This is a genomic window from Micromonospora sp. WMMD812, from assembly GCF_027497215.1.
In the GTDB taxonomy this organism is placed as follows: domain Bacteria; phylum Actinomycetota; class Actinomycetes; order Mycobacteriales; family Micromonosporaceae; genus Micromonospora.
Map to the genome: position 1 here is coordinate 279,569 of NZ_CP114904.1, position 21,207 is coordinate 300,775.

Genomic DNA, 21,207 nt, shown 5'->3' on the forward strand with positions numbered 1-21,207 from the left:
GGCTCTGTGCGTTGGTGCCTCATGGTGCCGTCGAGCGGAGCGAGGCGGTGACATGAGCGACTTGTTGGAGGTGCGCGGGCTGGTGGTGGGCTACGGCGCCGCGCCCGTGCTGCACGCCGTCGACCTCTCCGTCCCGGCCGGCACCATCGCCGCGGTGGTCGGGGCCAACGGCGCCGGCAAGACCACCCTGCTGCGCGCGGTCTCCGGCATGCTGCGCCCGCTGGCCGGCCAGATCCTGCTCGCCGGCGAGGACCTGCGCGGCACGCCGGTGGAGCAGCTCGTCCGCCGGGGCATGGCGCACGTGCCGGAGGGGCGCGGCGTGATCGGCGAGCTCACCGTGGACGAGAACCTCCGCCTCGGAGGGCTGTGGCGGCGGGACCGGGCCGACGCCGCGCGGGCCCTCGACGAGGTCTACGAGCTCTTCGAGCCGCTGGCCCGGCGCCGGCGGTACCTCGGGCACCAGCTCTCCGGCGGCGAGCGGCAGATGCTCGCGCTCGGCCGGGCGCTGGTCGGCCGGCCCCGGCTGCTGCTGCTCGACGAGCCGTCGCTCGGCCTGGCGCCGCGGGTGGTCGCCCGGACCATGGCCCTGCTGCGGCAGTTGCGCGACCGCACCGGCCTGACCGTGCTGCTGGTCGAGCAGAACGTGCGCAGCGCGCTGGGGATCGCCGACCAGGGTGTGGTGATGTCCCTCGGTCGGGTGATCACCAGCGCACCGGCGGCCGACCTGCGCGACGACGTCGACCTGCGCCACGCCTACCTCGGTTTCTGACCGCCCTCGGAGGGAGAACAGTTGGACCGCTTCGTCTTCCTCACCCTGGACGGCCTGTCGCGGGGCGCCGTCTACGCCGCGTTCGCGCTGGCTCTGGTGCTGATCTGGCGGGCCGCGCGGGTCGTCAACTTCGCCCAGGGTGCCATGGCCGTCGCCGCGGCGTACGTCGCCTACAGCGTCTCCGCGGCGACCGGCTCCTACTGGCTGGGTTTCCTGGCCGCACTCGCCGCCGGGCTGCTGCTCGGCGCGGTGGTGGACCGGGCGGTGATGCGTCACGTCGACCACGCGTCGCCGCTCAACCCGGTGATCGTCGCGCTCGGGCTGGTGCTGCTGATCCAGGCCGTCCTCGGCATGGTCTACGGCAGCGAGTTCCGGCCCGCGGGGACACCCTTCTCCCGTGGCGCGTTCACCGTGGGCGGGCTCGCTCTCCTGTCGCCGTACGACCTGTTCGTCTTCGCCACCATCGGGGTGGTGGTCGGCGCGCTCGCCTGGATCTTCGCCCGGACGGCGGTCGGCCTGCGGATGCGGGCCGCGGCGTTCGCCCCCGAGGTCTCCCGTCTGCTCGGGGTGAACGTCGGCGGCATGCTCACCCTCGGCTGGGCGCTCGCCTCCGGCGTCGGCGCGCTGGCCGCGATGCTGGTGATCCCGACCGAACTCGGGCTGCATCCGCACGCGATGGACCTGGTCTTCGTCTCGGCGTTCACCGCGGCCGTGGTCGGCGGGTTGGACAGTCCACCCGGGGCGGTGGTCGGCGGGCTCGTGGTCGGCCTGGTGCTCTCCTACGTCAGCGGCTACGCCGGCAGCGACCTCACCCCGCTCGCGGTGCTGGTCCTGCTGCTGGCGGTGCTGCTGGTCCGTCCGGGCGGGCTGTTCGCCCCCGTCGCGGCGAGGCGGGTGTGAGCGCCACCCGGGCGGACGCGCCGCCCCGCGACCGGACGGCCGGGCCGGGCCTGCTCCGGACGGCCCCGCGCCCTGGCGGCACGCTGCTGCGGCACCTCGCCGTCGTGGCGGTCGCCGGGCTGCTGGTGCTCGGGGTGAGCTACGCCGTCGAGCCGTTCCGCAACTTCCAGCTCGCCACCGTGGCGGCCTACCTCTGCGCCACCGCCGGGCTCACCGTGCTCACCGGTCTCAACGGCCAGCTCTCGCTGGGGCACGGCGCGCTGATGGCGACCGGTGCCTACACGGTCGCCTTCTGCCAGAACGCGTTCCTCGACAACGGGCTGACCGGCGGCTGGCTGCTCGCCGTCTCGCTGGTCGCGGCGGTCCTGGCCGCGGTGGCGGTCGGCGCCGTGGTGGGGGTGGCCGCCGCCCGGCTGCGCGGCCCGTACCTGGCCGGGGTGACCCTGGCGGTCGCGGTCGTGGTACCGGCGCTGACCGTCACCTTCGACGGCGTATTCAACGGCGAGCAGGGATTGTCGGTACCGGTCGAGCCGCCCCCGCTCGCGCTCGGCCCGTACTTCCCGTACGAGCGGTGGCAGCTCTGGATCACCGCCGCGGCCACCCTGCTCGCGATGCTGCTGCTCGCCAACCTGGTCCGCAGCCGGTACGGCCGTACCTTCCGGGCGGTCCGCGACGACGAGGTGGCGGCCCGGCTCGCCGGCATCCACGTGGCGCGTACGCAGGTCCTCGCGTTCGTGGTCAGCGCCGCCACCGCCGGGCTCGGCGGCGGCCTGCTCGCGGTGCTCGCGCAGAGCGTGTCGCCCGGCGCGTTCTCGCTGACCCTGTCGCTCTTCCTGCTCATGGCCGTGGTGATCGGCGGCCTCGGGCGGCTCGCCGGCGCGCTGTGGGGCGCCGTCCTGCTGGTCGCGCTGCCCGACCTCAGCCACTCGGTGACCGAGTTGCTCACCCTCTCGCCGTCGGCGGCACAGCGGCTGGAGGGGAACCTCCCGCTGGCGATCTTCGGGATCACGCTGGTCGTCGTCATGATCGCCGCGCCCGGCGGCGTGCAGGGGTTGCTGTCCCGGCTCGGCCGCGCCGTGCTCGCCCGATGGCCGCTCCGGCGGTCCTAGCTCCCGGTCCGGCCCCGGCCGGGCGTTCCACCCCCACCACCGAAACCACACCGAGGAAAGGCCGGTGTCCCCATGCACCGTTCGGCACGAGGCGGTCTCGCGATCGCCAGCACCATCGCTCTGCTCATCGCTGCCGCCGGCTGCGGCGGCGACGGCGGTTCCGGCCCCGGACGCGGGGCGGTGCCCGGCGTCACCGACACGGAGATCGTGGTCGGCACCCACATGCCGCTGACCGGGCCGGCCTCGGCCGGCTACTCGAAGATCGCTCCCGCGACGAAGGCGTACTTCGACTTCGTCAACGCCAACGGCGGTGTGCACGGCCGGAAGATCACCTACAAGATCATGGACGACGGGTACAACCCGGCGAACACCCAGCAGGTGGTCCGCCAACTGGTCCTCCAGGACAAGGTGTTCGCGATCCTCAACGGGCTGGGCACCCCGACGCACACCGGCGTGCTGGACTTCCTCAAGAGCAACCGGGTGCCCGACCTCTTCGTCGCCTCCGGCAGCCGCAGCTGGGACCAGCCGGAGAAGTATCCCGGCACGTTCGGGTTCAACCCCGACTACACCGTCGAGGGCAAGATCCTCGCCAACCATGTGAAGACGAACCTGGCCGGCCGCAAGGTCTGCTTCCTCGGCCAGGACGACGACTTCGGCCGGGACAGCCTCGCCGGCGTGGAGAAGGTGCTCGGCGCCGCGGCGGTGGCGGTCAAGCAGACCTACGTCACCAGCAACACCAACGTGGCTCCGCAGATCGGCGCGTTCAAGTCGGCCGGGTGCCAGGTCGTCATCCTCGCCACCGTGCCGGGCTTCACCGCGCTCTCCATCGGCACGGCCGCCCGGCTCGGCTTCCGGCCGCAGTGGCTGGTCTCCAACGTGGGCGCCGACCACCCCACCCTCGCGAAGCAGCTCGGTGAGGCCGCTCCGCTGCTCGAGGGCATGATCGGCACCAACTACCTGCCGATGCAGAACGACACCGCCAACCCGTGGATCCAACTCTTCACGCGGATCAACAAGGAGCACAACGGGGACGCGCCGTTCGACGGCAACACCGTCTACGGGATGGCCGTCGGTTACCTCTTCGTGCAGGCGTTGCTGGCCGCCGGCAAGGACCTCACCCGGGAGTCGGTGCTCGAGGCGGTCGGCAAGGGCGGCTTCCAGGGGCCCGGCCTGGCCCCGCTGCGCTTCTCCGCGACCGACCACTCCGGATACGGCGGGCAGCGGCTGACCCGGGTCAGTGGGGGAGTGCAGAGCTACTTCGGGCCGACGTACGAGACCGACGAGGCGGACGGCCCGGTGAACGAGTACGCCGCCGCGCCGGTGCCGCCGCCGGCCAACGGTGTCCCGATCACCTGACCACGACCTCAGCATCGGCATCCACCCGCCGGGTCCGGTCATGGCGACGCCGTGACCGGACCCGGCGGTCGTGCGCGGCCGGTCGGGTCCGACCGGGCCGGATGTCCCGGTCGTTGACCGGACTGAGAGGCGGCAATACTATATGCACTGTGAATGCAGATTCACGGCTCGACGGTCGGGTGGCCGCGCTGACCGGGTGGGCCGCCGGATGACCGCGCCCGACACCTCCGCTGCGCTGATCACCGCGCGTCTAGACTCGCCGGTGCCCGTGGGTGGGCCGCGGCGGTGGTGAGAGGGCGGGGACGGATGGGCAGGGCGGAAGCGCCGGCACGGGTCGACGGACGGACCGCCCGCGCCGAACGCACCCGCGCGGCCATCGTCGAGGCGCATCTCGCCCTCATCTCAGAGGGGGACCTCCGGCCGACCGGCGAGCGGATCGCCGAGCGGGCCGGCATCTCGCTGCGCACCCTGTGGACCAACTTCAAGGACATGGAGACCCTCTTCGAGGCCAGCGGCGCGGAGGTGCTCCGGCAGCAGGACGCCGCGTACCGGCCGATCTCAGCCGACCAGCCGCTCGGCAAGCGGGTCGACGCGTACTGCCGGCAGCGCGCCCGACTGCTCCAGCTCATCGCGCCGTCGGCGCGGGCCGCGCAGATGCGCGAGCCGGTCTCCGAGCAGTTGCACCGCAACCGGCTCAAGCACATCGAGCGGGTCCGCGACGAGGTCGACCAGCTCTTCGCCGCCGAGCTGGCGCAGGCCGGGCCGGGGCGGAAGCAGTTGGTGGACGCCATCGTCGCGGCCAGCATGTGGCCGGCCTGGTCGATGCTGCGCTACGGCCTGGGGCTGGGCGTGGACCCGGCGCGTGCGGTGATGACCCGCACGGTGGGCGCGCTGCTGGCCGAGGTCGCCACCGGCTGACGAGCGGTCACGCGCGGACGCGGGACCGTCGTGCGACCGGCTCCGGCGTGGGAGCGGCTCCGGCGCGGGAGCGGCCGGCGGTCGCCACCCCTTTCCAACCGGTTACCGATAGGTGACACTGAATGCATGGTTAGTGCATCAAGAGTGCAAATAACCGTGCTGCGGGGCCGGGTCGAGGAGCGCCGGGCGATCGGCCGGGTGCTCGACGGCGGGGGCGCGCTGGTCCTCCACGGCGAGCCGGGATCGGGCCGGACCGCGCTGGTCGGCCACGCCCACCGACGTGCCGAGGGCCACGCCGTCCTCGCCGGGACCGGGCTCGCGGAGGAGGCCGCACTGCCGTACGCCGGGCTGCAGCGGCTCCTCGACCCGGTGCTCGACCGCGCCGGGGCGCTGCCCGGCCCGCAGGCCCGCCTGCTGCGCCGGGTGCTGGCCGGCGCCGGCTGCCCGGCCGGCCGTCGGCTGGCACTGAGCCTGGCCGTGCTGCGGCTGCTCGCCGCCGTCTCCGGGGAGCGCCCGCTGCTGTGCACCATGGACGACCTCGACCGGGGCGACCGGCCGACCGCGGAGACCCTCGCCTTCGTCGCGCGTCGGCTGCGTCGGCTACCGGTCGCCGTCCTGCTCACCACGGCGGCCGTGCCGCCCGCCGGGCTGCCGAGCCTTCGCCTTCGTCCGTTGACCGAGCGGGACAGCTTGGCTCTGCTCGCCGACCGGCTGCCCGAGCCGCCGACCCCGCTGGTGGCGGCCGCGCTGATCGCGGTCGCGAACGGCAATCCGCAGGCCCTGGTCGACCTCGCGGACGCCGTCACCCCCGGGCAGTGTCGAGGCGACGAGCCGCCGCCCGCCGAGCCGCCGGTCGACGGTGTGCTGGGCCGCGCGTACCGGGCGCGGCTGGACCAGTTGCCCGCCGACACCCGCCGGGTGCTGCTGCTCACCGCCCTCGACGAGGACGGTGACCCGGACACCCTGGTGCGGGCCGCCCTGGCGGGCGGGACGACGATCGCGGCGCTCGCGCCGGCCGAGGTCGCCGGCCTGGTCCGGGTCGAGGCGCACCGGATCACCTTCCCGCAGCCGGTGACGCGGGCGGTGGTCGCGTCCGCCGCGCCGGTCGGCGACCGACGCGCGGCGCACCTGCTGCTGGCTGGCGTGCTGACCGACGGCGGCCAGCGGTTGCGCCGGGCGATGCACCGGGCGGCCGCCGCGGCCGGCCCGGACCCGGCGCTCGCGGCCGAACTGGAGGAAGCGGTGGCAGCGGCCGTGCCCGCCGAGCATCGGCCCGGGCTGGCGACGGACACCGCCGGTGAAGGCGGCTGGGCGGCCCGCGCCTCGGTGGCCCTGGAACGGGCCGCCGAACTCACCGACGACCCGGCCCGCGCCGCCGACCGTCGGCTGGCCGCCGCCCGGTACGCCTGGTGGGCCGGGTCGTCGAAGCGTGCCCGGCGACTGCTGGCCGGCCTCGCCGCCGGGCCGGTCCCGCCGCCCGCCGCGGCCCGGGCCGAGCTGCTGCGCGGTGAGGTCGAGCTGCGGTGCGGCCGCGTCCCGGCGGCGGTGCCCACGCTGCGGACCGCGGCGGACACACTGGCCGGTGCCGACCGGCAGCTGGCCCTGGCCGCGCTCGCGCGTGCCGGCGAGGCGGCCTGCTTCTCGGGTGAGCAGTACCGGTACGCCGACCTGGCCCGCCGGTCCCGTCCGTTGACCCGCCCCGGCGACCCGCCGGCCACCGAACTGATCGGCGCCTATCTCACCGGGGTGGCCGCGACGCTGCGCGGCGACCACGTGCGGGCCGGTCCCGCGCTGCGTAGGGCAGTCGTGCTCGGCGGCCAGTTGTCCGGTCCCGCGCTCACCCCGGCCGGGTTGGCCTGGGCCGCCTCGGCCGGTCTGCTGGTCGCCGTGGACGGCGCGGCGTACCGGCTCGCCGACCGCGCGGTCGAGCTGGCGCGGGCCCGCGGCGAGCGGTCCGCGCTGCCCCGGGCGCTGGAGCTGCGTGCGGTCGCCGAGTACTGGCTGGGGCGGCACGAGGCGGCCGCGGAGACCTCCCGCGAAGGGCTGCGGACGGCCCGAGCCACCGGCCAGGTCAACTGCGCCGACGTCCACCTGGGCATGCTCGCCGTGCTCGCCGCCGTCCGCGCCGACCGCGACGCCAGCCTGCGCCGCATCCGGGAGATCGGCGTCGAACCGGCGCCCGGTAGCCGCCCGCACGCGCTCGCCGCCTGGGCCCTGGCCGTGCTCGACCTGGTCGACGGACGGCACGAAGAGGCCGCGGCCCGACTGGCGTCGCTGGCCCGGCCCGGCACCGGCCGGGGACAGATCCTGGTCCAGGTGATGGCCACCCCGTACCTGGTGGAGGCCGCCGCCCACCTGGCGCACCGGCCGGCGGCGAGCGCGGCGCTCGCCGTCTTCGACCGCTGGGCCAGCAGCACCGCCAGCCCGTCGCGGCGGGCCCTGTCGGCCCGCTGCCACGCCCTGCTCGCCCGCCGGGGCAGCGCGGCGGCCGAGGCGGGGTTCCGGACGGCGCTACGGCTGCACCCGGCGGAGGCCGGAACCTTCGAGCGCGCGCGTACCGCGCTCCTGTTCGGTCGGGAGCTGCGCCGGGGCCGGCGACCCCGTGACGCCCGGCCACACCTGCACGACGCCTGGGGCGCGTTCACGCTGCTCGGCGCGACCGCCTGGGCCGAGCAGGCCACCGCCGAGCTGCGCGCGGCGGGCGAGTCGGTGGGCGCGCCGGACCCGGCCGCGGCGCGGCTGCTGACCGGCCAGCAGATGCGGATCGCGCAACTCATCGCCGAGGGCGCCACCAACCGGGAGGTCGCCGCGCGGATGTTCCTCTCCACCCGGACCGTCGACCACCACCTGCGCAACATCTTCCACCGGCTCGGCGTCCGGTCCCGCACCGAACTCGCCCGCGCCCTCACCTGACCCAGGGCGGTGGGCCCGGGGCGAGGTCAGGCAGGCGGGCGGGCGGCGTCGACGCGGTCGTCCGAGCGGTAGTGGTAGCCGGCGAGCTCGTGGAAGCCGGTGCGCGCGTACAGCCGCAGCGCCGCGGCGTTGTCGCGCTCCACCTGCAGATACATCCCGGCGGCCCGGCGCGCGTCCGCCCACCCGGCCAGCGCGGCCAGCATGCCGCGCGCCGCGCCCTGTCCGCGCGCCGCGGGGATCGTGGCGAGGCCGAAGACGCCCACCCAACCGGTGTCGGCGACGGCGCGACCCGATGCGACGACCTCGTCCCCGATCGCCGCGCGGACGTACGCCGAGTCGCCCGGCACCCGGGCGAGCATCCCGCGCTCCGGGCCGGCGTCGGACCCCTCCCGGCGCACGGCGTGCCAGGCGTCCCACCACGCCTTCGTCGGGCGGTCGTCCACCCGCACCCGCACCGTGCTCGCCGGGGGCTGCGCCACGACCCGCGCGGTCGGCGCCACCTGCAACGACATCGCGCTGTGCCGGCGGTAGCCGCGCTCGGCCAGCAGCGCGTCGAGCCCGGCCGGGCACGCTCCCGGGGTGATCTGGAAGCGCGCGACCGCCCGGCGACGCGCGTAGAAGTCCTCCGCCGCCACGACCCGCTCCGGCAGTCGGTCCGCGGTGACCGCCCCGTGCGGCAGCACCGAACCCAGCCACCACGAGCCCTGCGGAAAGTGGCGCAGCCACCACCCGCCGACCTCCTCGACGTACGCGGCCGGCTGGGCGCGCGCCGCTCGCTCCTGGAGGGCCCGCACCAGCTCGGAACTCATACCGGCCGACCCCGGGTCAGGGCAGGACGACGGTGCGGGCGCCCTCGCCCCGCGCCATCCGCGCGAACGCCTCCGGCGCGCCGTCCAGAGTGGTGCGATCCGTGATCAGGGGCGTGAGGTCGAGGGTGCCGTCGAGCACCGCCCGGGCCAGCTCGGGAAGGTCCCGGTCGGGGTCGGACGAGCCGTAGACCGACGAGCGTAGGGTGCGGGCCGAGTGGAAGATCTCCAGCGCGCTGAGCGGCACCACGTCGTCCCGCGCCCCCATCCCCACCACGGTCACCTGGCCGCCGCGCCGGGCGGCCCGCCACGCGGTGCGGATGGTGGCGCTCCGCCCGACGCACTCGAACGCGTGGTCCACGCCGCGGCCGCCGGTGCGCTCCCGCACCGCGCGGCTGAGCGAGTCGTCGGCGGGCAGGAACTCGGTGGCGCCCGCCGCCAGCGCCAGCTCCGCCTTCGCCGGTGAGAGGTCGACGGCCAGCACCGGGTCGGCCCCGGCGGCCCGCGCGGCGCCGACCACCGACAGCCCCACCCCGCCGAGGCCGACCACGACCACCGACTCGCCCGGAGCCACCGTCGCCGTCCGCCGGACCGCGCCGACCCCGGTGAGCACCGCGCAGCCGAGCAGCGCGGCCGCCTCGAAGGGCAGCTCGGTGGGGACCGGGATCACCGCCGCCTCGGGCACCACCACCTCCTCGGCGAGGGCGCCGAGGCCGAGCGTGACGTGCAGTTGCTCGCCGGAAGCCGTGCGGCCCCGGGCCGCGGCGGGAGTCCCGCCGCGCTCGCAGAGCCACGGCTCGCCGTGCCCGCAGTACCAGCAGGACCGGCAGGGCGGCGCCCAGTTCAGCACCACGGACATGCCGGCCGCGACCCGGGACACGCCCGCGCCGACCTCGGCCACCACGCCGGCCGCCTCGTGGCCGAGCGCCAGCGGGTACGGCGCCGCGAGCGTGCCGTTCACCATGGACAGGTCGGAGTGGCAGACTCCGGCGGCCCGGACGACGACGCGTACCTCGCCCGGCCCCGGGTCGGGCAGCTCGACCTCCTCCACCCGTGGCAGCTCGCCGACGCCGCGCACCACCAGCGCCCTCACCGCTGGATCGCCTTGGTCTGGAGGAACTCGTCCAGCCCGTACCGGCCCAGCTCCCGGCCGACGCCGGACTGCTTGTAACCACCGAACGGCGCGAGCGGGTTGAACGGCGCGCCGTTGACGTCGACCGCGCCGGTACGCATCCGTCGGGCCACCCGCAGCGCCCGCTCCTCGTCGGCCGACCAGACCGCGCCGGCGAGCCCGTAGCGAGAGTTGTTCGCCACCGCGACGGCCTGGTCGTCGTCGTCGACCGGGATCACCGCGAGCACCGGGCCGAAGACCTCCTCCTGGGCCAGCGCGCTGTCCGGGTCGACGTCGGCGATGACGGTGGGCGCGACGAACCAGCCGCGGTCGGGCACCGACGCGTCCGGACCGCCGGCGACCAACCGCCCGCCGTCGGCCAGCCCGCGGGTCACGTGGCCGCGCACCCGGTCCCGCTGGGCGGCCGAGACGAGCGGGCCCAACCGGGTGGCCGGGTCGAACGGGTCGCCGAGCCGGTAGCCCTCGGCGGCCTTGGCCGCCAGCGCCAGCGCCTCGTCGTAGCGGGACCGGTGCACCACCATCCGGGTCCACGCAGTGCAGGTCTGCCCCGAGTTGAGGAAGGCGTTGCCGACGCCGACCTTGACCGCGGTGACCAGATCGGCGTCGTCGAGGACCACGTTCGCGGACTTGCCGCCCAACTCCAGGGCGACCCGGGCGATCCGGTCGGCCGCCAGACGGGAGATCCGCCGGCCGGTCGCGGTGGAGCCGGTGAAGGAGATCATGTCGACGTCCGGGTGGGCGGCGATGGCCTCGCCGACCACCGGGCCGGTGCCGGTGACCAGGTTGACCACGCCGGGCGGGAAGCCGGCCTCGTGGATCGCGTCGAAGAGCAGGTACGACACCAGCGGGGTGAGCTCGCTCGGCTTGAGCACGACCGGGCAACCGGCCGCCAGGGCGGGGGCGAGCTTCGCCACCACCTGGTGCAGCGGGTAGTTCCAGGGTGTGATCGCGCCGACGACGCCGACCGGCTCCCGCACCACCACCGAGTTGCCCACCGTCTCCTCGGCCGGCGGGCGGGCGGCCAGTTCCACGTAGCTGTGCAGCACGGTGAGCGGCAGGCCGGCCTGGACGCGGGTGGCCACCTTCAGCGGCGTGCCCAACTCCAGGGCCACCGTGCGGGCGATGTCGTCGGCCCGGGCGGAGAGGGCGGCGTGCAGCCGGTCCAGGTGGGCCGCGCGTGCCGCCGGGGCGGTCGCGGCCCAGCCGTCGAAGGCGGCCCGGGCGGCGGCCACGGCGCGGTCGACGTCGGCGGCGTCGCCGGCCGGCACGGCCGCGATGATCTCTTCGGTCGCCGGGTTGTGCACCGGGAGGGTCGCCGCCCCGGAGGGGGTGACCCAGCGGCCGTCCAGGTAGAAGTCGGTGCGATCCATCGCGCCCCTTCCGTACGTCCCCCGAAACTAGCAGTGCAAGTTTCGACCCTAGTACGGGGCGGCGGCCGGCGGGAGGGGCGGCAGCGGCCCGACCTGTTGCTCGTAGGTGCGGGACAGTCCGTCGATGAGCGTGTCGAGGCCGAGCGCGAACGCGCCCTCGTCCACCTGCTGCTGGCGTTCGGCGAGCCGGTGCGCCTGGGTCAGGTGCGGGTACTGCTCGGCGTAGAGGCTCGGATCCTCGACGAAGCCGCGGGCGAAGGAGCCCAGCGCCGACCCGGCGACGAAGTACCGCATCAGCGCGCCGATGTGGGTGGCCCGGGCGGGCGGCCAGCCGGCGTCCACCAGGCCGCCGTAGACCGCGTCCGCCATGGCCAGCGCGGCCGGTCGGCGCCCGGGGCCGCGGGCCAGGTACGGCACGATGTTCGGGTGCGCGGCGAGCGCCGCCCGGTACGAGTGCCCCCACCGGCGCAGCGCCTCCCGCCAGTCGACCCGGCCGAAGAACGACACGTCGACCTGGCCGGTGACGCTGTCGGCGACCGCGTCGAGGATCTCGTCCTTCGTGGCGAAGTGGTTGTAGAGCGAGGGCCCGCGCACCCCGAGCTCGGCGGCGAGCCGGCGGGTGGAGAACCCCTCCAGCCCCTCGGCGTCGATCAGCGCGGCGGCGGCCTCGACGATCCGCTGCCGGCTGAGCAGCGCCTGCCGCGGCCGGGGCATCGCGTCCTCCTCTGCTCGGTGCTCCGCCGGACGCGCGCCGCGCCGCCGGTGCTCGCTGGCCCGCCGGGGCGCCGGAGGGCCGCCGGAAACTCTGCCACAGCGGGTCTGGACGGAATTAAACTTCCAGCGATAGTTTAACGCCATGGACCTCGCGCTCTCCGCGGAACACGCCGCGGTCCGCCGGCTCGCGGCCGAGTTCGTCGACCGGGAGGTGCGGCCGCACGCGGCGGACTGGGACCGGCGTGAGGCGGTCGACCCGGCCGTCGTCGGCGCCCTCGGCGAGCTGGGGTTCCTCGGTCTCACCATCCCCGAGCCCGACGGCGGCTCGGGCGGCGATCACCTCTCGTACTGCCTGGTGCTGGAGGAGTTGGGCCGGGGGGACTCGGCCGTCCGGGGCATCGTGTCGGTCTCGCTCGGCCTGGTCGCCAAGGCGGTCGCCGCGCACGGCACGCCGGTGCAACGGGCCGAGTGGCTGCCCCGGCTCTGCGCCGGGACCGCCCTCGGCTGTTTCGCGCTCACCGAACCGGACAGCGGCTCGGACGCCGCCGCGCTCACCACGCGGGCCGTCCGCGACGGCGGCGACTGGCTGCTCACCGGCACGAAGACGTTCATCACCAACGGCACCACCGCCGACATCGCGCTGGTCTTCGCCCGCACCGGCGGGCCCGGGCACCGGGGGATCACGGCGTTCCTGGTGCCCACCGCGAGCGCCGGGCTGAGCCGCCGGGAGATCCACGGCAAGCTCGGCCTGCGCGGACAGGCCACCGGCGAGCTGCGCCTCGACGGGGTACGGGTCCCCGACACCGCCCGCCTCGGCGAGGAGGGCGCTGGCTTCCGGCTGGCGCTCGCCACCCTCGCCAAGGGGCGGATGTCGGTCGCCGCCGGTTGCGTCGGCATCGCCCAGGGCTGCCTGGACGCCGCGGTCGGTTACACCGGGCAGCGCACGCAGTTCGGCAAGCCCATCGCCGGCCACCAGCTGGTGCAGCAGCTCCTCGCGGCCATCGCGGTCGACACCGCCGCCGCCCGGCTGCTGGTGTGGCAGGTGGCCGACCTGGTCGACCGGGGCCTGCCGTTCGCCACCGAGGCGTCGATGGCCAAGCTCTTCGCCAGCGAGGCCGCCGTCCGGGCGGCCAACAACGCGGTGCAGGTCTTCGGCGGGTACGGCTACATCGACGAGTACCCCGTCGGCAAGTACCTGCGCGACGCCCGCGTCGCCACGCTCTACGAGGGCACCAGCCAGATCCAGCAGCTTCTCATCGGACGCGCGCTCACCGGCGTCAACGCCTTCTAGGCCCCCGCACAGGGGCACCGCCACCAGATTGGAGGGACCATGGACTTCGCGCTATCCGACGAGCAGCGAGCCATCCGTGACACCGCCCGCGACTTCATCACCCGCGAGGTCATGCCGCTCGAGCAGGAGCTGCTGCGCCGGGAGCGGGCGCACCAGCCCGGCCTGGACCGCGCCGAGCTGCGCGAGCTGCAGCTGAAGGCGCGCAAGTTCGGCTTCTGGGGGCTCGCCACTCCCGAGGCGTACGGCGGCATGGACCTGCCGGCGGTCACCCAGTCGCTGATCTGGACCGAGATCGGCCGCTCGTTCGTGCCGTTCCGGTTCGGCGGCGAGGCCGACAACATCCTGTTCCACGCCAACGAGGAGCAGAAGCGGGAGTACCTGCTGCCCACCATCGAGGGCGAGCGGTTGAGCTGCTTCGCCATCACCGAGCCGGGCGCCGGATCGGACGCGGCCAACATCAGGCTCAGCGCCCGCCGGGACGGCGGCGACTGGGTGCTCAACGGCGAGAAGACCTTCATCACCGGGGGCAACGACGCCGACTTCGCCATCGTCATCGCGGTCACCGACCCCGAGAAGGGGGCACGGCGCGGCGGCGCCACCGCGTTCCTCGTGGACCGGGAGATGGGCTGGCGGTCCGAGTTCATCCAGACCATGGGGGAGGGCGGCCCGGCCTCGCTCATCTTCGACGACGTGCGGGTGCCCGAGCGGAACATTCTCGGCGAGCCGGGTCAGGGCTTCGCGCTCGGCATGGAGTGGATCGGCAAGGGCCGTTACACCATCCCGTCGCACGCCGTGGGCATCGCCGAACGAGCCCTGGGCATGGCGATCGCGTACGCCAACACCCGGGAGACCTTCGGCCGGCCGATCGGCGAGAACCAGGCGATCCAGTGGATGATCGCCGACTCGGAGACCGAGCTGGAGGCGGCCCGCTGGCTCATCCTGCGAGCCGCCTGGACGGTGGACCAGGGCCTGGACCCGCGGCACGCCTCCTCCATGGCGAAGCTCTACGGCGCCGGCATGGTCAACCGGGTGGTGGACCGGGTGCTCCAGATCCACGGCGGCATGGGCTACACCCGCGAGCTGCCCGTCGAGCGGTGGTACCGGCAGGTCCGGCTGTACCGGATCTTCGAGGGCACCGACGAGATGCAGCGACTGATCCTCTCCCGCGACCTGCTGCGCGGCTACACCAAGCTGGGAGGGCACCTGGCATGAGGACGTTCGCCTCCATCGACGACCTGGCCGCGGCCGTCGGCGAGACCGTCGGCCCCGGCCCGTGGCAGCGGGTCGACCAGCAGCGGGTCGACCTCTTCGCCGACGCCACCGACGACCACCAGTGGATCCACGTCGATCCCGAACGGGCCGCCGCCGGCCCGTTCGGCGGGACCGTCGCCCACGGCTACCTGACACTGTCCCTGCTGCCGGCGCTGGTCGGCGCGCTCTACCGGGTGGAGGGCGTGCGGATGGGCGTCAACTACGGCCTCAACCGGGTGCGCTTCCCCGCGCCGGTGCGGGTCGGCAGCGCGGTGCGCGCCTCGGCGACCGTCGCCGAGGTGTCCCCGGTCGACGGTGGAGTGCAGGTGGTCACGCAGGTGACCGTGGAGAGCGACGCGGGCGGCAAGCCCGTCTGCGTCGCCGAGACGGTCAGCCGCCTCTACCCGGGCCCGGCCCGGTGACCGCCCTGTCGCTGGCCACGGTGCTGGCCGAGGCGGCCCGCCGGCACGCCGACACGGTCGCCGTGGTGGACGGGGAGATCCGGGTGACGTACGCCGAGCTGTGGCTGGAGGCCCGCAGCTACGCGGCCGGGCTGCGGGACCTGGGCATCGCGCCGGGCGACGCCGTGGCGCTGCTCGCCCCGAACGTCGTCGACTTCCCCCGGGTCTACTACGGCGCCCTGGCCGCCGGCGCGGTGCTGGTGCCCGTGCACCTGCTGCTCACCGCCGACGAGGCCACGCACGTGCTGCGCGACAGCGGCGCGAAGCTGCTGGTCTGCCACACCTCGCAGCTCGCCCTGGGGGCCGCGGCGGCGGCCGCGGCCGGTGTCCCGCTGGTGACGGTCGGTCCGGCCGCCGCCGGCACCATCGCGCCCCGCCTGGAGGACCTGAGCGATCCGCTGCCGGCGGTGCCGTCCTACGTGACCCGGTCCGCCGAGGATCCCGCCGTGGTGCTCTACACCAGCGGCACCACCGGCGTGCCCAAGGGCGCCGTGCTCACGCACCTCAACCTGGTCATGAACGCCACCGTCAACGTCTTCGACGCGAACGACGCGCGGAGCACCGACGTGGTCCTCGGCTGCCTGCCGCTGTTCCACAGCTTCGGCCAGACCGTGGCGATGAACGGCACGTTCCGGATCGGCGCGACCCTGGTGCTGTTGAGCCGGTTCACCGGGCCGGAGGCCGTCGACCTCATGCTGCGCGAGGAGGTGACCGTCTTCCACGGCGTGCCGACCATGTACGTGGCGCTGCTCGACGCGGCCCGGGACCGGCCCGTCCTGCCCCGGCTGCGGCTGTGCGTCTCCGGCGGCGCGTCGCTGCCGGTCGCCGTCCTGGAACGCTTCCACGCCGCGTTCGACACGACGATCTTCGAGGGGTACGGCCTCTCCGAGACCTCGCCCACCGCGACCACGAACCAGCCGCACTTCGGCACGCGGGCCGGCACGATCGGTCACCCGGTCTGGGGGGTCGAGGTGGAGATCGCCCGTGCCGACCTGGACGACCGGGTCGAGCTGCTGCCGACCGGCGAGCTGGGCGAGATCGTCATCCGCGGGCACAACGTCTTCGCCGGCTATCTCGGCCGGCCGGAGGCCACGGCGGAGGCCGTGGTCGACGGCTGGTTCCGCAGCGGCGACCTCGGGCGCAAGGACGACGACGGGTTCATCACCATCGTCGACCGGAAGAAGGACCTGATCATCCGCGGCGGCTTCAACGTGTACCCGCGGGAGGTCGAGGAGGCGCTTGTCCGGCACCCCGCGGTCGGCCAGGTCGCGGTGATCGGCGTGCCCGACCCACGACACGGTGAGGAGATCTGCGCGGTGGTGGTGCCGGACCCGGCCGGCCCGGGAGCGCCGAGCGAACAGGAGCTGATCGACTGGGCGCGCGAGCACCTGGGCCGGCACAAGTACCCGCGCCAGGTCCGCTACGTCGAGACGCTGCCGATCGGGCCCAGCCACAAGGTGCTCAAGCGTGAGCTGCGCCGGACCATGTCGGCGGCGCCGACGGAGTGACGACGCGCCAGCGGGGGTGCGCGTCGTCGGCCGCGGTGCCGCCGCGAGCGGTGTGCCGCAGAGGCGTCTTATGACCCTGCGGCACGACGCGGGCGGGGGTGATCGCTCCCGCATCGGGCCGCGCGTGCTCAGGTTCGGTAGTCCTCGTCGGCCGGGATGATCGACTCGCGCTGCTCGACGGCGTCCGCCGGGTTCGCGTCCTCCGGCAGGGCGGTCAGCAGATCCTGCTCGCCGGCCGGTGGGGAGCCCTGCTCGGCCACGTCCGCCTCGCTGGCCTCGAGCGGCGGGGCGGTCGGCGTGACGTCCTGCTCCGCGTCGTCGACCACCGTCTGGCGCTGTTCCAGCGCGTCGGCCTCCGGCGGTTCGCGCAGTGGGTCGTCCGGGCCGTTCCAGTTGACGGTCATGTCAGATCCTCTCCGGCGGCGTCGGGCACCTGCGTTCCCCGATGGCGAGCCGGAAACCCGGTCCCGTCGCCACCCTCACTTCCGCGATCTTGCACTTCCTGCCCCGGCATACCCCCAAAAATCCCGAAACGGCGGCCGAAAGTGCAAGGTCGCGGGGGTTGACGGCGGGGGACGTGCGGGCGGGGTAGGTGGTTGCGCTAGCTAGGTGGCGGTACTAGTGTCCGGTCGGGCGGGCCGGTGGGCGGGCGCGGTGGGAGCGGCAATGGATCAGGAGCGGCGGGGGCAGTGGCTGCGCGGGGTGCTCGACCTCTGCGTGCTCGGGCTGCTCAGCCGGGGGGAGTCCTACGGCTACGAGCTGTCGCAGGCGTTGAAGGCCAGCGGACTCGGCGCTGTGCAGGGCGGCACCCTCTACCCGGTGCTGCTGCGGCTGCAACGCTCCGGCCTGCTCACGGCCCACTGGCGGGAGGGCGAGACCGGCCCCGCCCGGAAGTACTACCGGATCAGCCCGGCCGGCAGCGCGGCGCTGCGCACGGCCGCCACCGACTGGACCGCCTTCGCCGGGAGCGTGGGCGCCATACTGAGCGAGGAGCCGAAGCGGTGAACCACAACGCCTGGCTCGCCGCCCTCACCGGCGAGCTGCGCCGGCACGGGGTGGGGCCCGATCTGACCGGCCACGTCGTCGCCGAGGCGGCCACCCACCTGCGGGAGAGCGGGGAACCGCCGCTGCGGGTGTTCGGCGCGCCGGAGGCGTACGCCCGGGCGGTGGCCGACAGCCTCGGCGGGCCGGACGTCCGCCCGCCCCGACGGCGGCCGGGCCCGGTGCGGCTGGCCGCGACGGGCATCACCAAGCGCTACCGGGGGCGGACCGTCCTCGACCGGGTCGACCTCACCGTGCGGGCGGGAGAGATCGCGGCGGTGGTCGGCGCGAACGGGGCCGGCAAGAGCACCTTCCTGCGGATCTGCGCCGGCCTCCTGAGCCCGGACGCCGGCACGGTGGACGTCCACGGCACGCTCGGCTACTGCCCGCAGGACGGCGGCACCGCCGAGTTCCTCGACCCCGACGAGCACTTCGTGCTGGTCGGCGCGGGTCGCGGGCTGACCCGGGGTGCCGCCCGCCGGGCCGGCCGGGCCGGGGCCGCGGCGCTGGACTGGTCGCCGCCGGCGCGCACCCAGGCGCGGCACCTCTCCGGGGGCACCCGGCAGAAGCTCAACCTCGTGCTCGCCCGCCTCGGCGAGCCGGACGTGCTGTTGCTCGACGAGCCCTACCAGGGCTTCGACCGGGGCACCTACCTCGACTTCTGGCACGAGGTGTGGCGGTGGCGCGACGCCGGGAAGGCGATCGTCGTCGTCACCCACCTGCTCAACCAGCTCGACCGCGTCGACATCGTGCTCGACCTGACCGCCGCGAGGGAGCACCGCGCATGACGAAGATCCTCGTGGTGGCCGAGAGCGCGCTGCGCGAACTGCTGCGCCGGCGCTCCGTGCTGCTCATCCTGCTGCTGTTGCCGCTGGCCTTCTACCTCAGCCGCCGGGGCGACCATCTCGGCCAGTCGATCCGTTTCGTCTGCCTCGGGTTGGGTTGGGCGCTGAGCACCGCCGCGCTCTTCGCCGGCAGCGCGGCGCGCGGGATGGAACCCCGACTGCGGCTGTCCGGCTACGGCAGCCTGCACCTGGTGCTCGGCCGGCTGCTCGCGCTGTGGACGGTGGGCGTGCTGCTCTCCGCGCCGTACTACGGGCTCATCCTCGTCGACCAGCACGACGTCCGGTACGGCGCGATCGCGTTCATCATGGCGCTGATGGTCGCCGTGGCCGCGCCGTTCGGCCTGCTGCTGAGCGCGGTGCTGCCCCGCGAGCTGGAGGGCACGCTGGTCCTGCTGACGGTGGTCGGCCTGCAGATGGTGATGGACCCCGCGGACACCGCCTCCCGGGCGCTGCCGTTCTGGTTCAGCCGCGAGATCGGCACGTACGCGATCGACCACACCGACGGCGGTTACCTCGCCCGCGGGCTGGCCCAGGGCGTCGGGTTCGCGGTCGCGCTCACCGTGCTGGTGGCCGTGGCCGCCGCGGTCCGGCTCCGCCAGCGGCGTCACCTGCGGTTCGCCGGCGCGTAGCCGAACGCGGAGCCGGTCGCCCTCGATCTCCGCCGGGCGCGGCCGGCCGGCCCGCTCCGGGTCGGCTCAGGGGCCGCTCCGGGCCAGCTCGGCGGCGCGGGCGGTGAGCGCCCGGCGTTCGGCCGGCGCGTCGGTCATCGCGGCGGCCTCCCGGAACAGCGCCGCGGCGCGGGCCCGGTCGCCCTGGTGGACGGTCAGCTCCGCCTCGACCGCGAGCGCCGACGGGTAGCCGTCGAGCGCGCCGCCGGCGCGGGCCTCGGCGAGCAGCGCCAGACCGCGCGCCGGCCCGTACGCGAAGCCGTGCGCCACGGCCCGGTTCAGCCGCACCACCGGTGACGGATGCCGCTCGGCCAGCTGGTCGTACCAGCCGGCGATGGCCGGCCAGTCGGTCTCCGCGCTGCTGGGTGCCATGGCGTGGCACGCGGCGATGCGGGCCTGAAGGGCGTACGGGCCGTCCGCGCCGGCGCGGTCCAGCACGTCGAGCCCCTCGGCGACGGCGGCCCGGTCCCAGCGCGACCGGTCCTGCCGGTCTAGGGTGACCAGGTCGCCGGCGGCGTCCCGCCGGGCGGCGTGCCGGGAGTGCTGGAACAGGAAGAGCGCGAGCAGCCCGGCGACCTCCGGCTGGCCGGGCATCAGCCGCTCGACCAGCCGGGCCAGCCGGATCGCCTCGTCCGCGAACGCCGGCTCGCCGTCCGCGTCGTACCCCCGGGTGAAGAGCAGGTAGAGCACGGCCAGCACGCCGGGCAACCGCTCCACCAGCGCCGACCCGCTCGGCACCCGGTACGGGATGCGGGCCTGGGCGATCTTCGTCTTCGCCCGGGTCAGCCGCCGGGTCATCGTCGACTCGCTGACCAGGAACGCGTGCGCGATGTCGGCGGTGCTCACCCCGCAGACGGTGCGCAGGGTGAGCGCGACCCGCGCCTCCATCGCCAGCGCCGGGTGGCAACAGGTGAAGATGAGCCGCAGCCGGTCGTCCACCACGTCCTCCTCCCCGGCCACGGGCGGTCCCGCCGCCCGCTCGGTGAGCAGCGCCAACTCGCGCAGCTTGCGGCGCTCGGTGTCGGCCCGGCGCAGCACGTCGACGGCCCGGTTCCGGGCGACCGTCATCAGCCAGCCGCCCGGATTCGCGGGCACCCCGTCCCGGGGCCAGCGCTCCATGGCGAGCGCCAGCGCTTCCTGGGCGCAGTCCTCGGCGAGCGTCCAGTCGCCGGTGACACGGATCAGCGTGGCCACGATCCGCGCGAACGACTCCTGGCCCGCGCTGGCCACAGCCCGGGACGGGTCCGTCACCGGATCAGGCGTCCGGGTCCGTGTAGAAGGGGCGCAGCTCGATGCGGCCGGCGTACGCCATCGGGTGGTTGCGGGCCACCTCGATCGCCGCGTCCAGGTCGGCGCACTCCAGCAGGTCGAAGCCCACGATCACCTCCTTGGTCTCGGCGAACGGCCCGTCGCTGACGAGCAGCTCGCCGCTGCGGACGCGGACCGTGGTCGCCGCGTCCGGCGCGGCCAGCCGGTCGCCGGCGAGGCGCTGGCCGCGGGCGTCCCGCTCGGCGACCCACCGCTCGATGTCGAGCGCCGCGGTCGGGTCGGTGTCCGGCTCGGTGTCCGTGCAGACGAACATCATGTACTTCATGTCGCACTCCTCAGTGTGGTGACTCCACCAGGGTGACGATCGGGCTGGCCGGTTCCGGACGGCCCTGCGCGGAATTTTTTCAGACCCGGGTCCGGGCCAGCACGTCGATGATCTCCGCCGGTGCCGCCGGTCTCGCCGAGCCGGGGGAAGATCCGCTCGACGCTGTTGCGGTGCGCCTCCGCGTCGAGGTCGGCCATCGCGTCGACCGCCAGGGTGACGTGGTAGCCGTGCTCGTACGCGGCCTGGGCGGTGGACTCCACGCCGATGCCACCGAGCACGATCTGGTTGACGCCCGGTGGCGCAGCTGGAGGTCGAGGTCGGTGCCGTGGAAGGCGCCCCAGTTGCTCTTGGTCACCACGAGTCGTCCGGATTCCCGCCGACCTCGTCGACGAGCACGTCCCAGCCGGCCGGCGGGCGCCGGCCGGGCGCTTCTGCTCGGCGCGGGCGGGTACGGCGTCCGACCCGTCGGGGCGGCGGTGATCCGGACCAGCACCACCGGACGCCGTGCGCACGGAAGGAGTCGGCGAGCCGGGTGGCGCGGGCCACCACGTCGGCAGCGGG

At 74.9% G+C, this 21,207-nt stretch carries 21 protein-coding genes; 13 read left to right on the top strand and 8 right to left on the bottom strand.

Features of this window, described 5'->3' with window-relative positions; translation table 11 throughout:
- The first annotated feature begins 52 nt into the window (after window positions 1-52).
- The 6 genes from O7603_RS01190 to O7603_RS01215 all read left to right on the top strand — a co-directional run bounded on the left by O7603_RS01190 (window position 53) and on the right by O7603_RS01215 (window position 7,965).
- On the top strand, window positions 53-769 hold the full coding sequence (locus O7603_RS01190; RefSeq protein WP_281573801.1) for an ABC transporter ATP-binding protein: 717 nt from the start codon (window positions 53-55) through the stop codon (window positions 767-769).
- Between the two features lie 21 nt (window positions 770-790).
- Complete coding sequence (locus tag O7603_RS01195) at window positions 791-1,669, top strand: branched-chain amino acid ABC transporter permease (RefSeq protein WP_281573802.1); 879 nt, start codon at window positions 791-793, stop codon at window positions 1,667-1,669.
- Window positions 1,670-1,755: 86 nt separating this feature from the next.
- Entirely contained in the window at window positions 1,756-2,778 is a 1,023-nt protein-coding gene (locus O7603_RS01200; protein WP_281576568.1) for a branched-chain amino acid ABC transporter permease, read from the top strand.
- A gap of 72 nt (window positions 2,779-2,850) precedes the next feature.
- Window positions 2,851-4,134, top strand: coding sequence for an ABC transporter substrate-binding protein (locus tag O7603_RS01205; protein ID WP_281573803.1), 1,284 nt, complete (start codon window positions 2,851-2,853; stop codon window positions 4,132-4,134).
- 306 nt (window positions 4,135-4,440) lie between these two features.
- On the top strand, window positions 4,441-5,052 hold the full coding sequence (locus O7603_RS01210) for a TetR/AcrR family transcriptional regulator (RefSeq protein ID WP_281573804.1): 612 nt from the start codon (window positions 4,441-4,443) through the stop codon (window positions 5,050-5,052).
- A gap of 144 nt (window positions 5,053-5,196) precedes the next feature.
- Window positions 5,197-7,965, top strand: a complete 2,769-nt coding sequence (locus O7603_RS01215; RefSeq protein ID WP_281573805.1) for a LuxR family transcriptional regulator — start codon at window positions 5,197-5,199, stop codon at window positions 7,963-7,965.
- Window positions 7,966-7,991: 26 nt separating this feature from the next.
- On the opposite strand, the gene O7603_RS01220 is transcribed toward O7603_RS01215, so the two are convergent.
- The 4 genes from O7603_RS01220 to O7603_RS01235 are packed head-to-tail and all read right to left on the bottom strand — an operon-like array spanning window position 7,992 to window position 11,987.
- The gene (locus O7603_RS01220) at window positions 7,992-8,774 is read right to left on the bottom strand and encodes a GNAT family N-acetyltransferase (protein ID WP_281573806.1); all 783 of its coding nucleotides are present in this window, start codon (window positions 8,772-8,774) and stop codon (window positions 7,992-7,994) included.
- A 16-nt stretch (window positions 8,775-8,790) separates the two neighbouring features.
- Window positions 8,791-9,864: a zinc-binding dehydrogenase gene (locus O7603_RS01225; RefSeq protein ID WP_281573807.1), complete on the bottom strand. Its 1,074-nt coding sequence runs from the start codon at window positions 9,862-9,864 to the stop codon at window positions 8,791-8,793.
- Window positions 9,861-11,273: an aldehyde dehydrogenase family protein gene (locus tag O7603_RS01230; RefSeq protein WP_281573808.1), complete on the bottom strand. Its 1,413-nt coding sequence runs from the start codon at window positions 11,271-11,273 to the stop codon at window positions 9,861-9,863. Before O7603_RS01230 ends, O7603_RS01225 begins: the two co-directional genes overlap by 4 nt.
- A 48-nt stretch (window positions 11,274-11,321) precedes the next feature.
- Window positions 11,322-11,987 (bottom strand): TetR/AcrR family transcriptional regulator, encoded by a 666-nt coding sequence (locus O7603_RS01235; protein ID WP_281573809.1) that lies wholly within the window; start codon window positions 11,985-11,987, stop codon window positions 11,322-11,324.
- Between the two features lie 142 nt (window positions 11,988-12,129).
- Here O7603_RS01235 and O7603_RS01240 point away from each other — a divergent pair, with 142 nt between their 5' ends.
- Genes O7603_RS01240 through O7603_RS01255 form a run of 4 tightly spaced genes read left to right on the top strand, consistent with a single transcriptional unit; the run spans window position 12,130 to window position 16,498 of the window.
- Entirely contained in the window at window positions 12,130-13,278 is a 1,149-nt protein-coding gene (locus O7603_RS01240) for an acyl-CoA dehydrogenase family protein (protein ID WP_281573810.1), read from the top strand.
- A gap of 39 nt (window positions 13,279-13,317) precedes the next feature.
- The gene (locus O7603_RS01245; protein ID WP_281573811.1) at window positions 13,318-14,490 is read left to right on the top strand and encodes an acyl-CoA dehydrogenase family protein; all 1,173 of its coding nucleotides are present in this window, start codon (window positions 13,318-13,320) and stop codon (window positions 14,488-14,490) included.
- Window positions 14,487-14,951, top strand: coding sequence for a MaoC family dehydratase (locus tag O7603_RS01250; RefSeq protein WP_281573812.1), 465 nt, complete (start codon window positions 14,487-14,489; stop codon window positions 14,949-14,951). Before O7603_RS01245 ends, O7603_RS01250 begins: the two co-directional genes overlap by 4 nt.
- Window positions 14,948-16,498 (top strand): long-chain fatty acid--CoA ligase, encoded by a 1,551-nt coding sequence (locus O7603_RS01255; RefSeq protein ID WP_281573813.1) that lies wholly within the window; start codon window positions 14,948-14,950, stop codon window positions 16,496-16,498. The genes O7603_RS01250 and O7603_RS01255 overlap by 4 nt, the downstream gene beginning before the upstream one ends.
- A gap of 128 nt (window positions 16,499-16,626) precedes the next feature.
- Here O7603_RS01255 and O7603_RS01260 read toward each other — a convergent pair whose 3' ends face one another.
- Window positions 16,627-16,902 carry a hypothetical protein gene (locus O7603_RS01260; protein WP_281573814.1) on the bottom strand — a complete coding sequence of 92 codons (276 nt, stop codon included), beginning with the start codon at window positions 16,900-16,902 and terminating at the stop codon, window positions 16,627-16,629.
- Window positions 16,903-17,164: 262 nt separating this feature from the next.
- Between O7603_RS01260 and O7603_RS01265 the strand changes: the two genes are divergently transcribed.
- From O7603_RS01265 to O7603_RS01275, 3 genes are read left to right on the top strand one after another with little or no spacing between them, the layout of a single operon-like run.
- Entirely contained in the window at window positions 17,165-17,503 is a 339-nt protein-coding gene (locus O7603_RS01265; RefSeq protein ID WP_281573815.1) for a PadR family transcriptional regulator, read from the top strand.
- The gene (locus O7603_RS01270; RefSeq protein ID WP_281573816.1) at window positions 17,500-18,327 is read left to right on the top strand and encodes an ATP-binding cassette domain-containing protein; all 828 of its coding nucleotides are present in this window, start codon (window positions 17,500-17,502) and stop codon (window positions 18,325-18,327) included. The genes O7603_RS01265 and O7603_RS01270 overlap by 4 nt, the downstream gene beginning before the upstream one ends.
- Window positions 18,324-19,013, top strand: coding sequence for a hypothetical protein (locus tag O7603_RS01275; RefSeq protein ID WP_281573817.1), 690 nt, complete (start codon window positions 18,324-18,326; stop codon window positions 19,011-19,013). Before O7603_RS01270 ends, O7603_RS01275 begins: the two co-directional genes overlap by 4 nt.
- Before the next feature lie 66 nt (window positions 19,014-19,079).
- On the opposite strand, the gene O7603_RS01280 is transcribed toward O7603_RS01275, so the two are convergent.
- The 3 genes from O7603_RS01280 to O7603_RS01290 are packed head-to-tail and all read right to left on the bottom strand — an operon-like array spanning window position 19,080 to window position 20,906.
- Window positions 19,080-20,303 (bottom strand): sigma-70 family RNA polymerase sigma factor, encoded by a 1,224-nt coding sequence (locus O7603_RS01280; RefSeq protein ID WP_281573818.1) that lies wholly within the window; start codon window positions 20,301-20,303, stop codon window positions 19,080-19,082.
- A gap of 4 nt (window positions 20,304-20,307) precedes the next feature.
- Window positions 20,308-20,646: a YciI family protein gene (locus tag O7603_RS01285; protein WP_281573819.1), complete on the bottom strand. Its 339-nt coding sequence runs from the start codon at window positions 20,644-20,646 to the stop codon at window positions 20,308-20,310.
- Window positions 20,643-20,906 (bottom strand): isochorismatase family protein, encoded by a 264-nt coding sequence (locus O7603_RS01290; protein ID WP_281573820.1) that lies wholly within the window; start codon window positions 20,904-20,906, stop codon window positions 20,643-20,645. Before O7603_RS01290 ends, O7603_RS01285 begins: the two co-directional genes overlap by 4 nt.
- Window positions 20,907-21,207 lie beyond the last annotated feature (301 nt).

Excerpts from the sequence above, each read along its gene's own strand:
- O7603_RS01190 (WP_281573801.1), top strand. The coding sequence starts at position 53 with ATGAGCGACTTGTTGGAGGTGCGCGGGCTGGTGGTGGGCTACGGCGCC.
- O7603_RS01205 (WP_281573803.1), top strand. The coding sequence starts at position 2,851 with ATGCACCGTTCGGCACGAGGCGGTCTCGCGATCGCCAGCACCATCGCT.
- O7603_RS01210 (WP_281573804.1), top strand. The coding sequence starts at position 4,441 with ATGGGCAGGGCGGAAGCGCCGGCACGGGTCGACGGACGGACCGCCCGC.
- O7603_RS01220 (WP_281573806.1), bottom strand. The coding sequence starts at position 8,774 with ATGAGTTCCGAGCTGGTGCGGGCCCTCCAGGAGCGAGCGGCGCGCGCC.
- O7603_RS01230 (WP_281573808.1), bottom strand. The coding sequence starts at position 11,273 with ATGGATCGCACCGACTTCTACCTGGACGGCCGCTGGGTCACCCCCTCC.
- O7603_RS01235 (WP_281573809.1), bottom strand. The coding sequence starts at position 11,987 with ATGCCCCGGCCGCGGCAGGCGCTGCTCAGCCGGCAGCGGATCGTCGAG.
- O7603_RS01240 (WP_281573810.1), top strand. The coding sequence starts at position 12,130 with ATGGACCTCGCGCTCTCCGCGGAACACGCCGCGGTCCGCCGGCTCGCG.
- O7603_RS01245 (WP_281573811.1), top strand. The coding sequence starts at position 13,318 with ATGGACTTCGCGCTATCCGACGAGCAGCGAGCCATCCGTGACACCGCC.
- O7603_RS01250 (WP_281573812.1), top strand. The coding sequence starts at position 14,487 with ATGAGGACGTTCGCCTCCATCGACGACCTGGCCGCGGCCGTCGGCGAG.
- O7603_RS01260 (WP_281573814.1), bottom strand. The coding sequence starts at position 16,902 with ATGACCGTCAACTGGAACGGCCCGGACGACCCACTGCGCGAACCGCCG.
- O7603_RS01265 (WP_281573815.1), top strand. The coding sequence starts at position 17,165 with ATGGATCAGGAGCGGCGGGGGCAGTGGCTGCGCGGGGTGCTCGACCTC.
- O7603_RS01275 (WP_281573817.1), top strand. The coding sequence starts at position 18,324 with ATGACGAAGATCCTCGTGGTGGCCGAGAGCGCGCTGCGCGAACTGCTG.
- O7603_RS01285 (WP_281573819.1), bottom strand. The coding sequence starts at position 20,646 with ATGAAGTACATGATGTTCGTCTGCACGGACACCGAGCCGGACACCGAC.